This window comes from Aureimonas sp. SK2, from assembly GCF_029813115.1.
Taxonomy (GTDB): Bacteria; Pseudomonadota; Alphaproteobacteria; order Rhizobiales; family Rhizobiaceae; genus Aureimonas.
This window is the reverse complement of sequence record NZ_JAPZDS010000004.1, coordinates 263,397-277,442: the sequence shown is the minus strand read 5'-3', so window position 1 is coordinate 277,442 and position 14,046 is coordinate 263,397. Positions and strand designations below refer to the sequence as shown.

The 14,046-nt window shown below is 68.5% G+C and carries 17 protein-coding genes; 15 read left to right on the top strand and 2 right to left on the bottom strand.

Annotation, left to right across the window (positions count from 1 at the left end):
* Nucleotide 1: 1 nt before the first annotated feature.
* The 9 genes from O5O54_RS07695 (at nt 2) to O5O54_RS07655 (ending at nt 8,024) form a co-directional block, all read left to right on the top strand.
* Nucleotides 2-382, top strand: a complete 381-nt coding sequence (locus O5O54_RS07695) for a hypothetical protein (protein WP_279480343.1) — start codon at nt 2-4, stop codon at nt 380-382.
* 237 nt (nt 383-619) lie between these two features.
* On the top strand, nt 620-1,540 hold the full coding sequence (locus tag O5O54_RS07690; RefSeq protein ID WP_279480342.1) for an NAD(P)/FAD-dependent oxidoreductase: 921 nt from the start codon (nt 620-622) through the stop codon (nt 1,538-1,540).
* A gap of 473 nt (nt 1,541-2,013) precedes the next feature.
* Nucleotides 2,014-3,120, top strand: coding sequence for a nucleoid-associated protein (locus O5O54_RS07685; RefSeq protein ID WP_279480340.1), 1,107 nt, complete (start codon nt 2,014-2,016; stop codon nt 3,118-3,120).
* Nucleotides 3,083-4,480: a hypothetical protein gene (locus O5O54_RS07680; protein ID WP_279480339.1), complete on the top strand. Its 1,398-nt coding sequence runs from the start codon at nt 3,083-3,085 to the stop codon at nt 4,478-4,480. The genes O5O54_RS07685 and O5O54_RS07680 overlap by 38 nt, the downstream gene beginning before the upstream one ends.
* A gap of 199 nt (nt 4,481-4,679) precedes the next feature.
* The gene (locus tag O5O54_RS07675; protein WP_279480337.1) at nt 4,680-5,030 is read left to right on the top strand and encodes a metalloregulator ArsR/SmtB family transcription factor; all 351 of its coding nucleotides are present in this window, start codon (nt 4,680-4,682) and stop codon (nt 5,028-5,030) included.
* Nucleotides 5,027-5,554, top strand: coding sequence for an arsenate reductase ArsC (locus O5O54_RS07670; protein WP_279480335.1), 528 nt, complete (start codon nt 5,027-5,029; stop codon nt 5,552-5,554). Before O5O54_RS07675 ends, O5O54_RS07670 begins: the two co-directional genes overlap by 4 nt.
* A gap of 8 nt (nt 5,555-5,562) precedes the next feature.
* Nucleotides 5,563-5,976: an arsenate reductase (glutaredoxin) gene (gene arsC / locus O5O54_RS07665; protein WP_279480332.1), complete on the top strand. Its 414-nt coding sequence runs from the start codon at nt 5,563-5,565 to the stop codon at nt 5,974-5,976.
* On the top strand, nt 5,973-6,698 hold the full coding sequence (gene arsH / locus O5O54_RS07660; RefSeq protein ID WP_279480330.1) for an arsenical resistance protein ArsH: 726 nt from the start codon (nt 5,973-5,975) through the stop codon (nt 6,696-6,698). The genes arsC and arsH overlap by 4 nt, the downstream gene beginning before the upstream one ends.
* A gap of 21 nt (nt 6,699-6,719) precedes the next feature.
* A complete protein-coding gene (locus O5O54_RS07655; protein WP_279480328.1) occupies nt 6,720-8,024 on the top strand; it encodes an arsenic transporter in 1,305 nt (434 codons plus the stop codon).
* A 264-nt stretch (nt 8,025-8,288) separates the two neighbouring features.
* Here the strand turns inward: O5O54_RS07655 and O5O54_RS07650 are convergent, their stop codons facing one another.
* On the bottom strand, nt 8,289-8,549 hold the full coding sequence (locus O5O54_RS07650; RefSeq protein ID WP_279480325.1) for a hypothetical protein: 261 nt from the start codon (nt 8,547-8,549) through the stop codon (nt 8,289-8,291).
* Nucleotides 8,550-8,553: 4 nt separating this feature from the next.
* Complete coding sequence (locus O5O54_RS07645; RefSeq protein WP_279480324.1) at nt 8,554-9,336, bottom strand: LexA family transcriptional regulator; 783 nt, start codon at nt 9,334-9,336, stop codon at nt 8,554-8,556.
* Nucleotides 9,337-9,513: 177 nt separating this feature from the next.
* Here O5O54_RS07645 and O5O54_RS07640 point away from each other — a divergent pair, with 177 nt between their 5' ends.
* From O5O54_RS07640 to O5O54_RS07615, 6 genes are all read left to right on the top strand, one after another.
* Nucleotides 9,514-9,825, top strand: a complete 312-nt coding sequence (locus O5O54_RS07640) for a helix-turn-helix domain-containing protein (protein ID WP_279480322.1) — start codon at nt 9,514-9,516, stop codon at nt 9,823-9,825.
* A gap of 106 nt (nt 9,826-9,931) precedes the next feature.
* Nucleotides 9,932-10,255: a hypothetical protein gene (locus O5O54_RS07635; protein ID WP_279480321.1), complete on the top strand. Its 324-nt coding sequence runs from the start codon at nt 9,932-9,934 to the stop codon at nt 10,253-10,255.
* Complete coding sequence (locus tag O5O54_RS07630; RefSeq protein ID WP_279480318.1) at nt 10,252-10,512, top strand: hypothetical protein; 261 nt, start codon at nt 10,252-10,254, stop codon at nt 10,510-10,512. Before O5O54_RS07635 ends, O5O54_RS07630 begins: the two co-directional genes overlap by 4 nt.
* Nucleotides 10,494-11,342: a ParB N-terminal domain-containing protein gene (locus O5O54_RS07625; RefSeq protein ID WP_279480316.1), complete on the top strand. Its 849-nt coding sequence runs from the start codon at nt 10,494-10,496 to the stop codon at nt 11,340-11,342. The genes O5O54_RS07630 and O5O54_RS07625 overlap by 19 nt, the downstream gene beginning before the upstream one ends.
* Nucleotides 11,342-11,806 carry a hypothetical protein gene (locus tag O5O54_RS07620; protein ID WP_279480314.1) on the top strand — a complete coding sequence of 155 codons (465 nt, stop codon included), beginning with the start codon at nt 11,342-11,344 and terminating at the stop codon, nt 11,804-11,806. Before O5O54_RS07625 ends, O5O54_RS07620 begins: the two co-directional genes overlap by 1 nt.
* A complete protein-coding gene (locus O5O54_RS07615) occupies nt 11,803-14,004 on the top strand; it encodes a DDE-type integrase/transposase/recombinase (RefSeq protein ID WP_279480311.1) in 2,202 nt (733 codons plus the stop codon). Before O5O54_RS07620 ends, O5O54_RS07615 begins: the two co-directional genes overlap by 4 nt.
* The last annotated feature ends 42 nt before the right edge of the window (nt 14,005-14,046 follow it).

The window sequence follows — 14,046 nt, the reverse complement described above, 5'->3', positions numbered from 1 at the left end:
CATGAAGACCCTCATCCTCACCGCCGCCCTCTCGCTCTCCCTCGCCACCACCGCCGCCTCGGCCCAGTCGCTGGTCCCCGGGTCCGACACCTTCCTCGGGCAGGCCGAGGCGCAGGCCCTGCACGACACGGCCACCGACGCCCACGCGGGCGCCACGCAGACGGCGACGAACATGACGCACTCGGCGTCCTCGTACGGCTTCCCGGCGGCCTCGTCCGTCAGCGGCACGGTCGGTCTGGTGCCGGGTTCGCGAATGGAAACGAAGGCCTCCGACACCCAGGCCGGGCTGTCGGTCCTCCAGGGCACGAGCCACGGCGAGATGGCGGGGACGCCCCTCGGCAAGCGCTCGCTGGTGCCGGGTTCGGGCTACGGCAACCGCTGATCCGGAGCGGCCGGGCCGGCATCGCCGGCCCGGTCCCCTCGCGCAGGGCGACAGACGAACCCTCCGAGCGTCCGGCGCCCACCTTGCCATCGAGGAACGGGGGAATGCTTCCCCCGGCGTTCGGCATTCCCCCTTCGGCGGCATGCGACACGACGAGACGGCTACGCGACGGGGATCGAACCGAAGGTGACGGCCGACACTTGAGACGGGGTGCCAACCAGTCGGACGCCGGGTCCCTTGGAAGACAGAACCTGTGACTGCCTGATCGTCGGAGCCGGCCCCGCCGGGTTGACGGCTGCCGTCTACCTCGCGCGCTTCCGGCGCGCCGTCGTCGTCGCCGACACCGGGACGAGCAGGGCGTCCCGGATCCCGGTGAGCCACAACGTCCCCGGCTTCGCGGACGGCATCTCCGGGCCCGACATCCTCCGGAGGCACGTCGAGCAGGCCGCCGCCTTCGACATCGTTCCCAGGACCGCCGACGTGCGGGCCCTCGTCGCGGAAGGCGGGGCCTTCACGTGCCCGTTGGCGGGCCGGAACGGGGAACGGGCCACCGTGCGGGCCACAACGGTCCTCCTCGCCACGGGCATCCAGGACAACGAGCCGGAAATGCCGGAACTCGCAGGGGCGATCTCGCAAGGATCGGTCCGGCTCTGCCCGGTCTGCGACGCGTACGAGGCGATCGACGCGGACATCGCCGTCCTGGGCGACGGGCCGGGCGCCGCCGCGGAGGCGGTCTTCCTGCGGACCTACAGCGAGCGGGTCACCCTCCTCCTGACCGGCGGCGCGCGGTGCCTGTCGCCGGGCGATCGCGCGAGCCTGCGGAACCACGGCATCCGGATCGTCGAGGAGGGGATCGCGGCGCTCGCGCGCGACGACGCCGGACGGATGGCCGTGCTCACTGCGGGCGGTCCCGGGCTGGCGTTCGACACGCTCTACGCGGCGCTCGGTTCGCGGGCACGCTCCGGTCTCGCGGCGGGGCTCGGCGCCGAACTGGAGCCCGCATGCGGGGCGGTCGTCGTCGACGGGCACCAGAGAACGAGCGTGCCGGGCCTGTGGGCGGCCGGAGACGTGGCGAGCAGCCTGAACCAGGTCTCGGTTGCCTGGGGACAGGCCGCCATCGCGGCCACCGACATCCACAACCACCTGCGCGACACCTGAGGGATCTACGCGCCGTCCTCCGGGGTTTCTCGGCGGAGCGGCCATTCGCATGCGCCAGCGACCGGATCCTTGAACCGATCACCGGATGCCGTCCCGCTGCACCCCGGGTTCCCATGCGACGCTTTCCCCCCAGCCGGCCTGTCGGCGGCCGGGCACGCATCGGCAGGGGGACGGCCCCCTTCGCCCTCGAGGCAAGCCGACCCCCCGCAAAGGGGCCGCGCCGGGCCGGCGAGGAGGCGGACCCCTTCCGGCTCGGCGGCGGCGCGGGGCCGCCCTTCGGCAGCCGCCCGTTCGCCGCCCGCCCACCGGTCCCCGACCCGCTCGAGACCCCCGCCACGGCCGAGCCGGCCCACGCGGCGGCGGGTCCGGGCCCCTTCCGGCGTCCGGCGGTCCCTGCAATCGCGGGTAGTGCCCTCGATTGTAGGATTGGGCTTGGCTTGTTAGGGATCCGGCTGTGGAGCGTCGGAGGAATCATGCTGAGCGAAGACGAGATCGGGACCCTCTCGATCGACCGGATGGTGTTCCACGTCGTGCGTCCGGACGTCCCGGATCCGCTGTTCCTGGCCGAGGCGGTGCCCCCGCAGTTCCCCGAATTCTTCGTCAAGCGCGTCGTCGACACCCTCCGCGGCGCCTCCTACGACTTCAACGAGGGATCGGGTATGCCCGCACTCGTGTCCGCGGCGCTCGCCGGGGAAGGCGCCGACGGGGAGGACGGGTTCATCGCCACGTCGAGAGGCCTCGCGAGGCGTTTCAAGGAAAAGGTGAAGGGCGACAACCGCATGGCGGCGGGCGCCCTGATGCTGCTCGCGATGAGCACGCGGGACTCGAAACTGGTCGCCCTGATCAAGTTCGACCACCATGCAGTCATCAGGTACAGCCTGGAGAACAAGGACGGGGCGGATCCGAAGCCCCTCATGGAAAGCGTGAAGGAGAACTTCTCGCAGGACCGGAAGGCCATGCAGAAGTCGGTCGTGATCCGCTTGGCGGAGCCGGGCCACGCGGACGCCGCGCGTCGCCGCCACCGTGTCGTGGTGATCGACAGGTCGTCGTCGAGGTACCGGGACGCGACCCAGCACTTCGAGAACTTCCTGGACGTGCGGCGGACGTTCGAGAGGGCCGACCTCACCCAGAAGCTCTTCGAGGCCGCGAGGGCGACCATCGACAGGCACAGGGACGCGATGCCCCTCGAGCTGGCGAAGGCACCGACCCGGCGACTGCGCGAGACATTCGAGCGGCTGGAGGGCTTCGACAGCGACACGCCGGAGGAACTCTGGGGTGCGCTGGCGGGCGGACTGGACGGGCCGGCCAAGGAGGCCGTCCTGAAGACCTTCGGTCGCGAGCTCGCGAACCGCGCCATCTCCTCGGAGTCGTTCGAGTTCGACCGGAAGCAGCTCCCGAAGCGGGAGTACAAGCGCCTCGTCGCCAAGGAGGGGTTCGCCCTTTGGTTTCGCGAGGAACACGAGAAGAATGGTATCGTGAAGGTCGAGCGCGACGAGGACGGGTCGGCCACGATCACGCTCAGGACCGCCAAGCTGGTGCAAGATGACGAGACCGACGCCCTCCCTAAGGTTACTGGCTGAGCTGCACCCGGCCGGGGACGGGGCACTCGAGGACGCCGATGGCTGGCGCTATGCCGGGACCGCCAAACCCGGCGAAACCGAGGCGCTGCGCGCGGCGCACGACTTCGCCTCCGCCAACGGCTGGTCGATCGAGGTGCGTGACGGCGAGTTCGAGCCGGTCGCCGAGCGGGACCTGTTCGCCGGCGAGGTGCCCCGCGACCTCAACATCCTGGTGACGAAGCCGGTCGGCGGGTCGGCCGCCTGGTTCCTCGCGCCGGGCGCCGCCCTCAAGGCCTGGGACGACGCCCGGGTGGGCCAATCCGACACGATTCACGTCCTGGGCGACTTCGGCCCGTTCCGCGCCGGCGCGAAGGCCGTCGTGCCCTGGGACGGGACCGTCGCGGCGGTGCATGTCCGCGAGGCTGCCGGGGAAGGGCCGGACGCCGTCGCGGACGTCAGGCGGGGCCTCGTCCGCGATCTCTCGGGAGGGCGGATGCCGGGCGACCTGTTCCGGTGGACACCGCCGGGGCCGTTGCCCGCGGACGGCTTCCCGGCGGCATTCATGCGCGCCGCCGCAGGCAGGCTGATGCTGGCGCTCGCCTCGGAGGTGGAGACGGCGGAGGATGGCTCGCTGCGCGTCGTCCTGCACGGCTTGAGGAAGCGGGCCTTCAGGGCGGCCCCGCCGGGTGACTGCCCTCCCTCCCGTCTCGAGGCCCTGCGGGAGGCTGCACAATGGCTCCTGGTGCCGTCCCGCGATGCGGAGGCGCGCCACCAGATGTTCGTCAGGCGTCTCGAGCCCTTGGTGCCGGACGGACGGGAGGATGACTGGTGGGAGGCGATCTCCCCGCACCTGGACGAGGCACTTTCGGGTGCCAGGACCGAGTACCGCACGTTCGTGACCTCGAAGTCCGCCGACCTCATGAAGACGATGACCGAGGTGCGCAAGGGCGTGGCGGAGGACGTCGACAGGATCGTCGGGCGCACGAACCGCATGTCCCAGGCGTTCGTCGGCGGGCTCGGGGTGCTGGCGGCGGGGCTCGGGGTGCGGATCGCCACCTCCGCCGCCTCGCAGGCCGGAACGCTTTCCACCTTGATCTTCTGTGCGGTCGTCCTGTTCGTGACGTGGTCCGGCCTTCGGCTGAACGAGCTGGTGTCGACGCGCTCGCTGGTGTCCGACCTCCGTCACCTGCGCCGATGGCATTCGCGCCTTCACCAGAGCCTCACCCGGGCGGAATACAGGGCCCTGGCCGTTTCCCCGGTGATCGAGGCGGTGAAGCTCTACAACGAGACGCGCCGGCGTACGCGACAGGCATTCGTCGTGGCGGCGTGGGTCTTCTGCCTTCTGGTTCTCGTCGCTCCGGTCATGGGGCCTTCACCGTGACGGCGTGGCCCACGGGCCCGAATTGACGTCGGACGAGTGCGGGACAGGAAGTTCCGGCGGTTGGGGGCGAACCGTCGGCACCCGGCACACGCCCCCGAAGCCGAACCGGGGGCCGCGCATTTCGACTGCAACCCGTGTTCGCGGGGACAGTCCCCGCAAGCCCCTTGAATACTACAAGGATGTTTGCAATATCGGAGGGATGAACGACGACTCAGCCGTTGCCGCCCTTTCCGCCCTCGCTCACGCTGACCGCCTCGCGGCCTTCCGAATGCTCGTCCGGGCCGGCCCGAACGGCATGGCGTCGGGGGAGATTGCCGAGGCCTTGTCCATTCCACCGACGCGGATGAGCTTTCACCTCGCGACGTTGGAGCGCGCCAAGCTCCTGCGCTCGTGGCGCGACGGGCGCCGCATCCTCTACGCGGCGAGCTACGACGACATGCGCCAGCTCCTCGCCTTCCTGACCGAGGACTGCTGCTCGGGGAACCCGGAGATCTGCGGGAACCTCGGCGACGCCTTCGCTCCCACCTGCGCCCCGGAGACCTGCCGATGAGTGTCCAGCCCTTCAACGTCCTGTTCCTCTGCACGGGCAACTCCGCCCGCTCGATCCTTGCCGAGAGCATTCTGCGCAAGGACGGCGCGGGCCGCTTCAACGCCTTCTCGGCCGGAAGCCGGCCGAAGGGCGAGGTGAACCCGATGGCGCTGGAGGTGCTGCGCGAGTTCGGCTACCCGACCGAAGGCATGCGTTCGAAGCCGTGGGACGAGTTCGCGACGCCCGACGCGCCCGTCATGGACTTCGTCTTCACCGTCTGCGACCAGGCGGCGGGCGAGGCGTGCCCCGTCTGGCCGGGCCAGCCGATGACCGCCCACTGGGGCATCGAGGACCCGAGCCACGAGGACCGCGGCGACATGTGGAAGCGCGCCGCCTTCACGCAGGCCTTCCGCTACATGAAGAACCGCATCTCCGCCTTCACGGCGTTGCCCGTCGAGAGCCTGGAGCGGACGCGGCTCGCCATCAAGGTGCGCGAGATCGGTCAGCTCGAGGGCGCCTCGTGCCGCACGCCCGACGTCGCCTGAGGACCATCATGACCGTCACGATCTACCACAACCCCGCCTGCGGCACGTCGCGCAACACGCTGGAGATGATCCGCCAGTCCGGCGAGGACCCGCAGGTGATCGAGTACCTGAAGGACCCGCCGAGCCGCGAGCGGCTGGTCGAACTGATCGATGCCATGGGCGTCCGCCCGCGCGACCTACTGCGCGAGAAGGGCACGCCCTACGCCGAACTCGGGCTCGGGGACGTATCCCTGTCCGACGATGCCCTCCTCAATGCCATGATGACGCACCCGATCCTGATCAACCGCCCGATCGTCGTGACGGACAGGGGCGCTGCGCTCTGCCGCCCGTCGGAGAAGGTGCTGCCGCTCCTCGCCAACCCTGTCGTCACTTTCACGAAGGAGGACGGCGAAGTCGTGGGCGCGTCCGGATCGGCATCGTGACAGACCTCGCCGCCCTCGACCTGCCCGCCGTCGACCTCGACCAGCTTCGCCCGATCGACGGGAACGCGCTCGCCGGCCCCGGCGCCCCGGCGCACTCGCCGCGCATCCTTGTCCTCTACGGCTCGATCCGCGAGCGGTCCTACTCCCGCCTCCTGTCCGAGGAGGCCGGCCGCCTGCTTCGCTGGTTCGGCTGCGAGGTGCGCACCTTCGACCCCCGCGGCCTTCCGCTCCCCGACGGGGCGGAACCCGACCACCCGAAGGTGAAGGAGCTGCGCGACCTCGCCGACTGGTCCGAAGGCATGGTCTGGGTCAGCCCGGAACGCCACGGCGCGATGACCGGGATCATGAAGGCGCAGATCGACTGGATACCCCTCGCCCTCGGCGCCAAGCGTCCGACGCAGGGCAAGACGCTGGCCGTCATGGAGGTGTCGGGCGGCTCGCAGTCCTTCAACGCCGTGAACCAGATGCGCATCCTCGGCCGCTGGATGCGCATGGTGACGATCCCGAACCAGTCGTCGGTCCCGAAGGCGTTCCTCGAGTTCGACGAGGCGGGACGCATGAAGCCGTCCGACCTCTACAGCCGCGTCGTCGACGTCTGCGAGGAACTGGTGAAGTTCACGCATCTGGTGCGCGGTCGCTCCGACACCTTGACGGACCGCTATTCCGAGCGCGTCGAAAGCGCCGAGGAACTGTCCAAGCGCGTCAACCAGCGCACCCTCTGATCCTCTTGTCCCCGGACCGCCATGCTCGCCCTCGCGATCTTCGTCGCCACCCTCGTCCTCGTCATCTGGCAGCCCCGGGGTCTCGGCATCGGATGGTCGGCGCTCGCCGGCGCCGCCGTCGCGCTGGCGACCGGCGTCGTCGGCTGGGGCGACGTCGGGACGGTCTGGGAGATCGTGTGGGACGCGACGTTCACCTTCGTCGCGCTGATCGTCATCTCGCTCGTCCTCGACGAGGCCGGGTTCTTCGCCTGGGCCGCACTCCACGTCGCCCGCTGGGGCGGGGGCAACGGACGGCGGCTGTTCCCGCTTGTCGTCGTTCTGGGCGCCGCGATCGCCGCCGTCTTCGCCAACGACGGGGCGGCGCTCCTCCTCACCCCGATCGTGCTCGCCATCCTCCTGCGCCTCGACTTCCCGCCCGCCGGGGCGCTCGCCTTCATCGTCGCCTGCGGGTTCGTCGCCGACACGACCAGCCTGCCGCTCGTGGTGTCGAACCTCGTGAACATCGTCACCGCGAACTTCTTCGATGTGTCCTTCGGCCGTTACTCCGCGGTCATGGTGCCGGTGAACCTCGTCTCGCTAGCGGCGACGCTCCTCGTCCTGTGGGCGTACTTCCGGAAGGACATCCCGGCGACCTACCACGTCGGCCGGCTCGAAGCCCCCGCCAGCGCGATCCGCGACTCGGCCGTCTTCCGCGCCGCGTTCCCGCTCCTCGGGCTCCTGCTCGTCGCCTACTTCGTGACGGGGCCGCTGGGGGTCCCGATCGCGTTCGTCACCGGTGCGGCAGCCCTCGTCCTCGTGGCGATCGCCGGACGGTGGTTCTCCGGCGGGCGCGGCGCGGTGGTCGACCTGCCGAAGGTCCTGCGCGGCGCGCCGTGGCAGATCGTCCTGTTCTCGATCGGCATGTACCTCGTCGTCTACGGCCTCGGGAACGCCGGGCTGACCGACATCGCCGCAAACGTCCTGCGTTGGCTCGCCGATCGGGGCACGCTCATTGCCACCGTTGGGACGGGGTTCGTCGTGGCGGCGCTCGCCTCCATCATGAACAACATGCCCGCGACCCTCGTCGGGGCGCTTGCCATCGATCGGGCGGACGTCGCGCCCCTGACCCGCGAACTCATGGTCTATGCCAACGTCGTGGGCAACGACCTCGGGCCGAAGCTCACGCCGATCGGCTCGCTCGCAACCCTTCTTTGGCTTCACGTCCTCGCGGGCAAGGGGCAGCGGATAACGTGGGGGCAGTACATGCGGGTCGGCCTCGTCCTGACCCCGCCCGTGCTGCTGGCGACGCTCGTCGCCCTCTGGGTCTGGCTCCCGGTCGTGTCGTGAAGCCGCGCTGGCAGGTCATCTCGGCACTCGGGGTGTTCGAGATCCTCGCTTGGGGATCTTCGGTCTACCTCCCGGCCGTGCTGGCGCTCCCGATCTCGTGTAACGCGCAAGAACGGGTGGCAGGAGGCGGGATCAAGTGGGATTGGCCGGGAACTGGCGGTGTCAGCCCTGGTTTGACGGGCTTTTGAAGCCCCGGCGGGTCGATCAGGAGCGAGATTGCCGCGCAAGAACGGATGGCAAACCGGCCGTTCGACCTGGCTGCCTTCACCCGCTGAAAAACGAGGCGTCGACGCGGCGTCCTGGGGTGCCGTAGTAGACTCTGCACCGGTCGTTCGTCAGCGGCCATTCAGTCGATTTGCAGCCGTTACGGCGCGCCAGTTCGAGCAGGAGCGCCGGCATGCTTCTGTCACCGGCCCGCTCGAGCAATTCAAGCCGATCGTAGCGGCGCGAAAGTCCGCAATCGCAGGCGATGCAGACCTTATCGGCCTTGATCTCGGCCAAGTGGTAGGTGCCATTGCGCGGCATGCCGTCACATCCTCGAGACGCGACCGCAGACACGGCCGGCGATGTGAAGATCGCCGAGATCCGACGGCTTGATGACCTCGTCCGGATAGCCTTCCGCCTTGTTGTCGCTGGACAAGGTGACGGACCCGTCGCGAGCCAGGCGGATGCGCTTCACCAGCACCAGTCCCCCGTAAACCACCGCGTAGAGCGCTTCGTCCCTGACCTCGTCGATGGATGTGTCGACCAGCACGAGATCCTCGTGGTTTAGAGTCGGGTACATCGAGAGGCCCGATACCTGGATCACCTGCGCGAACCTTGGGTTGATGCCGAGGTAGCGGAGATATGCCTCCTGAAACCCCAGCATGCCAACCTCGCGCTCGTCAGTGGCCAATCGGCCGGCGCCCGCAGATGCCTGCACATCAAGGCGCGGAACCATGACGATGCTGCGTTCGCTGATCGTTGCAGTGTCGAGAACCTGAAGCATCGGCAACCCCTTTTGTTCCTGTTCCGTTCTAGGAAGGGTGTGACTCGTTTCAACCTGAGAGTCACGGGGTCCAATGCCGGTTGCCATCCATGTGATGGACAATCCACTGGCTTCGCAGAGGCGCACGATCCCGTCGAACGGCGCCCGTGACAGCCCATCCCGCCATCGCGCGACCGCCTCGTCGGTGACACCAGCGATCCGCCCGGCCGCAACCAAGCTGCCGATACGCTCGACCGCGACGCCAATGCGCTGACCGAGTTCGACTGCCTGTGAATTCATGGAAGTGGGAACGGTCTTCCCACTTTTCTTCGGTCGATCGGCCATCAGCCAACCCCTTGAAAACACGTGCAGAAGGCCCCCAACCGGGAAATTCCGTGAGAATACGGAAGTGGGAACCGCGAAATCGCGTTGACTACCGTAAAAACACGTTTACATTCTGCGTTACAAACGTAATGCCAACCCCGAAAAAATCCGGCATGCGGGCCGGTTCGAGGAGACAGGATGAGCGGATCGGAAAAGGAGGCGTGGGACCGCTTCCGGATCAAGGCGGAGGTGCAGCGTCGGGGATCTACGCTCACCGAGATCGCCACCAAGGCCGGCATTGCTGAAAGCTCATGCCGCATGGCGCTCACGGGTGGCTCTCGAAAGGGCGCGCAGGCGCTCTCCAAGTTCCTCGGCGTGCCGCTGACCGTCCTCTTTCCGGGACTGTACCTCCGTCCTCGTCTGACCCGCCGCGAACCTATCGCGAAGGCTGCTTCGGAGTCCCGGCAAAAGCGCAGCCAAGCCGCACCGGCGGACAGGGCTTCGGCATGAGCGTCCTGGAAAAATTAACCATGTTCGCTGCCAGCGCCCCGGCCGCCCCTATCGGGCTCGCGATCGGTCTCTCGCTGATCGCGATCGCCTGCACGAGGAGAGCCTGATGGCCCATGCAGCGCAGCCCATGCGGCAAATCAATCTGAAGGTTTCGGAGAAGGTCTACGCCAAGCTCGAGAAGCTGGCGAAGGATGCGGACACCCCCGTGTCCACGACGGCCGGCTTCCTCTTTGACGCCGCCTACGCTGCCCGCGTCAAGGGAACGCCGGACGCCGACCTTGACGCGCACGTCGCGGTGGTCGGCCTCGCCACCGAGGGCGGTGCAAGCCGTGAGCAGCTGGCGACCGCCACGGGGCTCACGCCCGAAGTGATCCAGCGGATGCAGGACGCCTGGATCCGCGTCCTGCGGGAGCGGAGGCGCGGTCAGTGAGCCCCACGGTCGACGAGTTCCTCTCCCGCTGCACGCAATTCGCCCGCGTCCACCCGGCGGCGGTGCTTGCGATGCCGGAACCGGAACTGGCCGTCGATCCTCGGGCTCCCGCCCATCACCTGCGCCGAACCCGCGAGACCGCCAGGGCTCGCATGGTCACCACCGCCCGGCTGGCGCTGAAGCCGTCGCAAGCGGCCACCAAACCCGACCTCTTCACCTCACTGGAAAGTCATACCGCATGTCCGCACAGCGTCTGATCCCGATCGCTGACATCGATGCCGGCAACCGCCTGCGCGCCCTTGATCCCGCCTGGGTCAAGCTCCTCGCAGAGGAGATCGAGACGGATGGCCATCGGGAGCCGATCCGTGTCGTCGAGCGCGGGAGCGGCTTCAAGTTGGTCTCCGGCGCGCTCCGCATGGCGGCCATCTCCCTGCTCGGCCGTACCGAGATCAAGGCGCATGTCGAGCCGGCAGAGGCCTACGCGGCCGAGGCGAGCGTGCGGCTGGCCGAGATCAAGGCCGACCTTCTGCGGCGCGAGCTGACAGTGCTCGACCGCGCCCGCTACATCGCCGCGTGGCGCGAGGTCTACGAGACCGTCCACACTCCGAAAAAGCGCGGTCGCAAGTCGGCGGCCGAGGCGAAGGCCGGCGCCGACGAATTGATTGCAAACTTTGCAAACAATTTCACCGACGCCGCCAAGGCCGCTCTCGGGCTGTCGCAGCGCTCGATCTATCTTGCCCTCCAAATCGCCTCCATCTCGCCCGACGCGGCCGATCGGATCGCCCTCCATCCCGTCGCCAACAAGCAAAACGAGCTGCTGATCCTGGCCGATCAGAACGAGACCAAGCAGGCGGCGATCGTCGCCATGCTGACGTCCGATCCGGCGAAGGCCTCGACCGTCACCGAAGCGCTGGTGCTGCTCGGCGAACGCGCGGAGCCGCAGAAGCTCGCCGCCTACGAGCGAACCTACGAAAAGATGGCAACCTGGAAGCCCGCGGACCGCGAGCGCCTCTTCGACCTCCTCATCGACGAGATCGAGGTCTACATGGCGCGCCGTAACGGCACTGGCACGGCGAAGGCCGCCTGATGTCCCGGCGCCGCGACCCCCATACAAAGGATCTGCTCGCCTGGGAGGCCCAGGCCGTCCGCATCGGCTACAGCTCCGAGGTGGCGGGAAGCGGTGATCTCGGCAACCAGATCGCGCGCCTGATCGGACAGGCTCTCCGTGATTCGAAGGACGCCGGCCGCGACAGAAACGACGTCGCGCGTGCCATGGGCGAGTATCTCGGCCGCCACATCACGAAGAACCAAATCGACAAGTGGGCGAGCGAGGCGAGTGACGAGCAGCGCATTCCGCTGGACGCCTTCATCGCCCTCATCGCGGTGACGCAGGAGTTGAGGCTTCTCGCCTTCATCCCCGGCCAGTTCGGGCACGCCGTCGTTTCCGATCGCTACGCCGACATGATCGAGCTGTTTGAGATCGAAGAGCACCAGCGTGACATCGAGCTGCGTGCGTCCGCCCTCAAGGCCAAGGTCCGGGGGGCACGATGAAAGAGTGGCTGACCGCCCAAGAGATCGCGGACGCCCGCCTTCCGCACATTCCGGCGACCAAGCGCGGCGTGAACGATCTAGCCGAGCGCGAAGGCTGGAACGCCGACGACTTCCGCTCGCGCAAGCGCGCCGGACGCGGCGGCGGCATGGAGTATCATATCCAGCTGCTGCCGACCCTGGCCCAGCTCGCCTATCGCAAGACCCATATCCGCGTCGGGTCACCCGCCATGCCGGCCGCAGCGAACGACGAAGCGGCGGCGCCGGCGCCGGCAGCAAACCTGACCGACGCGGCACGTCTGGAGCGCGACGCGCGGCTCGCGATCCTGCGCGCCTTCGACGTGTTCGCGATCGGCACCCGCTTGAACAAAGGTGCGACGCGCGACCTCTTCGTCAAACGCTACAACCGGGGTGACCTGACCGTCGACCAGTGGGTCCGCGACCGGGTGAAGGCGATCTCCGTCCGCACGCTCGCCCGTTGGCGGGATGAGGCGAAAGCCGACCGGAACCGGCTGGCCGTGGACAAGTCGGCAAACCGCAAGGGCAAAGATCTGCTTGGCACCGCGAACAGCGGCCTCGTGGAAGCCTTCGTGTTGGCTTGGCTCGCGGTGAACCCGCACCTGTCGGCCGCGACGATCCGCGGCTACTGCGAGGACGAGTTCGGCGACGAGCTGGTGAGCGTCTCCGGCGAGATGAAGCCGATGCCGCCGGTGCGGACCTTCCAGCACTTCATCGCGCGTTTGAAGACGTCGGAAAAGGTCGCTCTCACCAAGATCACGAACCCTGACGCCTACCGCTCGACCATGAAGCTGTCGGGCACCGGCACGTATCGCCACATCACCGAGCCGAACGATCTCTGGATGATCGACGCCTCGCCCCTGGATGCCCTCTGCACGGACGGCCGCTGGTCGATCTACAAGTGCGTCGACATCGCCACCCGCCGCGCCGTCATCACCATGTCCCCGACGCCGAGCGCCCTCGATGTCGGTCTCCTCCTGCGCAAGGCCATTCTCCGCTGGGGCGTGCCGAGGGGCGTGAAGACCGACAACGGGTCGGATTTCGTGGCGAAGGCGACCCAGCGCCTGTTCGTCGATCTCAATATCGAGCCGGACGTCTGCGACGCCTACAGCCCCGAGCAGAAGGGCCAAGTCGAGCGCGCGATCAAGACGTTCCAGCACGAGGTCTGCCCGCAGCTGCCGGGCTATGTCGGCCATTCGGTCGCCGACAGGAAGGCGATCGAAGGACGAAAGAGCTTCGCCGACCGGATGGGCGCCGACGAGCGCGAAACCTTCCAGGTCGAACTGTCGGCCGCCGAGCTTCAGGCGAAGATCGATGACTGGATCGAGTACGTCTACCAGGAGCGCGAGCACGCGGGCTTGGGCAGGCGGACGCCCAATGCCGTCGCGGCCGAGCGCGTCCAGTCCATCCGCCGCGTCGACGAGCGCGCGCTCGACGTCCTCCTGATGCCGGTGGCCGGCAAGGACGGCCTGCGCCGGATGACCAAGCAGGGCATCCGCGTCGACGGCTTCCACTACCTCTCCGGCTCGATCCTCGCCGGCACCGACGTGTTCGTCCGGCTCGACCCGCAGGACATGGGCAAGATCTACGCCTTTTCGGCGAAGGACGGGACCTTCCTCGACACATGCGGCTGCGCCGAGCTGCTGGACGTCAACCGCGCCGACTTCGTGAAGGCCAGGAAGGCCGAATACGAGGCGATGGTGACGGAGCGCACCCGCGAGATCCGGGCGGACGTGCGCCGGCTCCAGAAGGGACCGTCCGGCATCGACCGCACCATCCGCAACGCCAAACGGAAGGCCGCCCTGCGCGCGGCCCAGGCGGCGCCGAACGTGGTGGTCCTGCCGCCGCGCGAGGAGGTCCATTCGACCAGCGGCATCTCCGCCGCCCTCGACGCGGCGACGGTCCAGGAGCGCCGCCAGCAGCCGACGATCAGCCCGGAGGCGGCCAAGCGCCACGAGCGCCTCGCGGCCGAGATGGCCCGGCCCTCGAACGTGAAGCCGCTGCGCACCACCGAAACCCCGCAGCTGCGGTTCCGCCGCGCGCTCGACATCGAGGCGGCGATCGCCGCCGGCGCCGAGGTCTCGACCGAGGATGCGCGCTGGCTCGGCGGCTATCAGGCCGGCCCGGAATATCGCGGCCAGCGGAAGGTGCACGACAAGTTCAAGGGTCTGTCCAGGCTCTGATCCGGGGCTCCGGCCCCCAAGAAAAAAGGCCCCGGCGCGAAC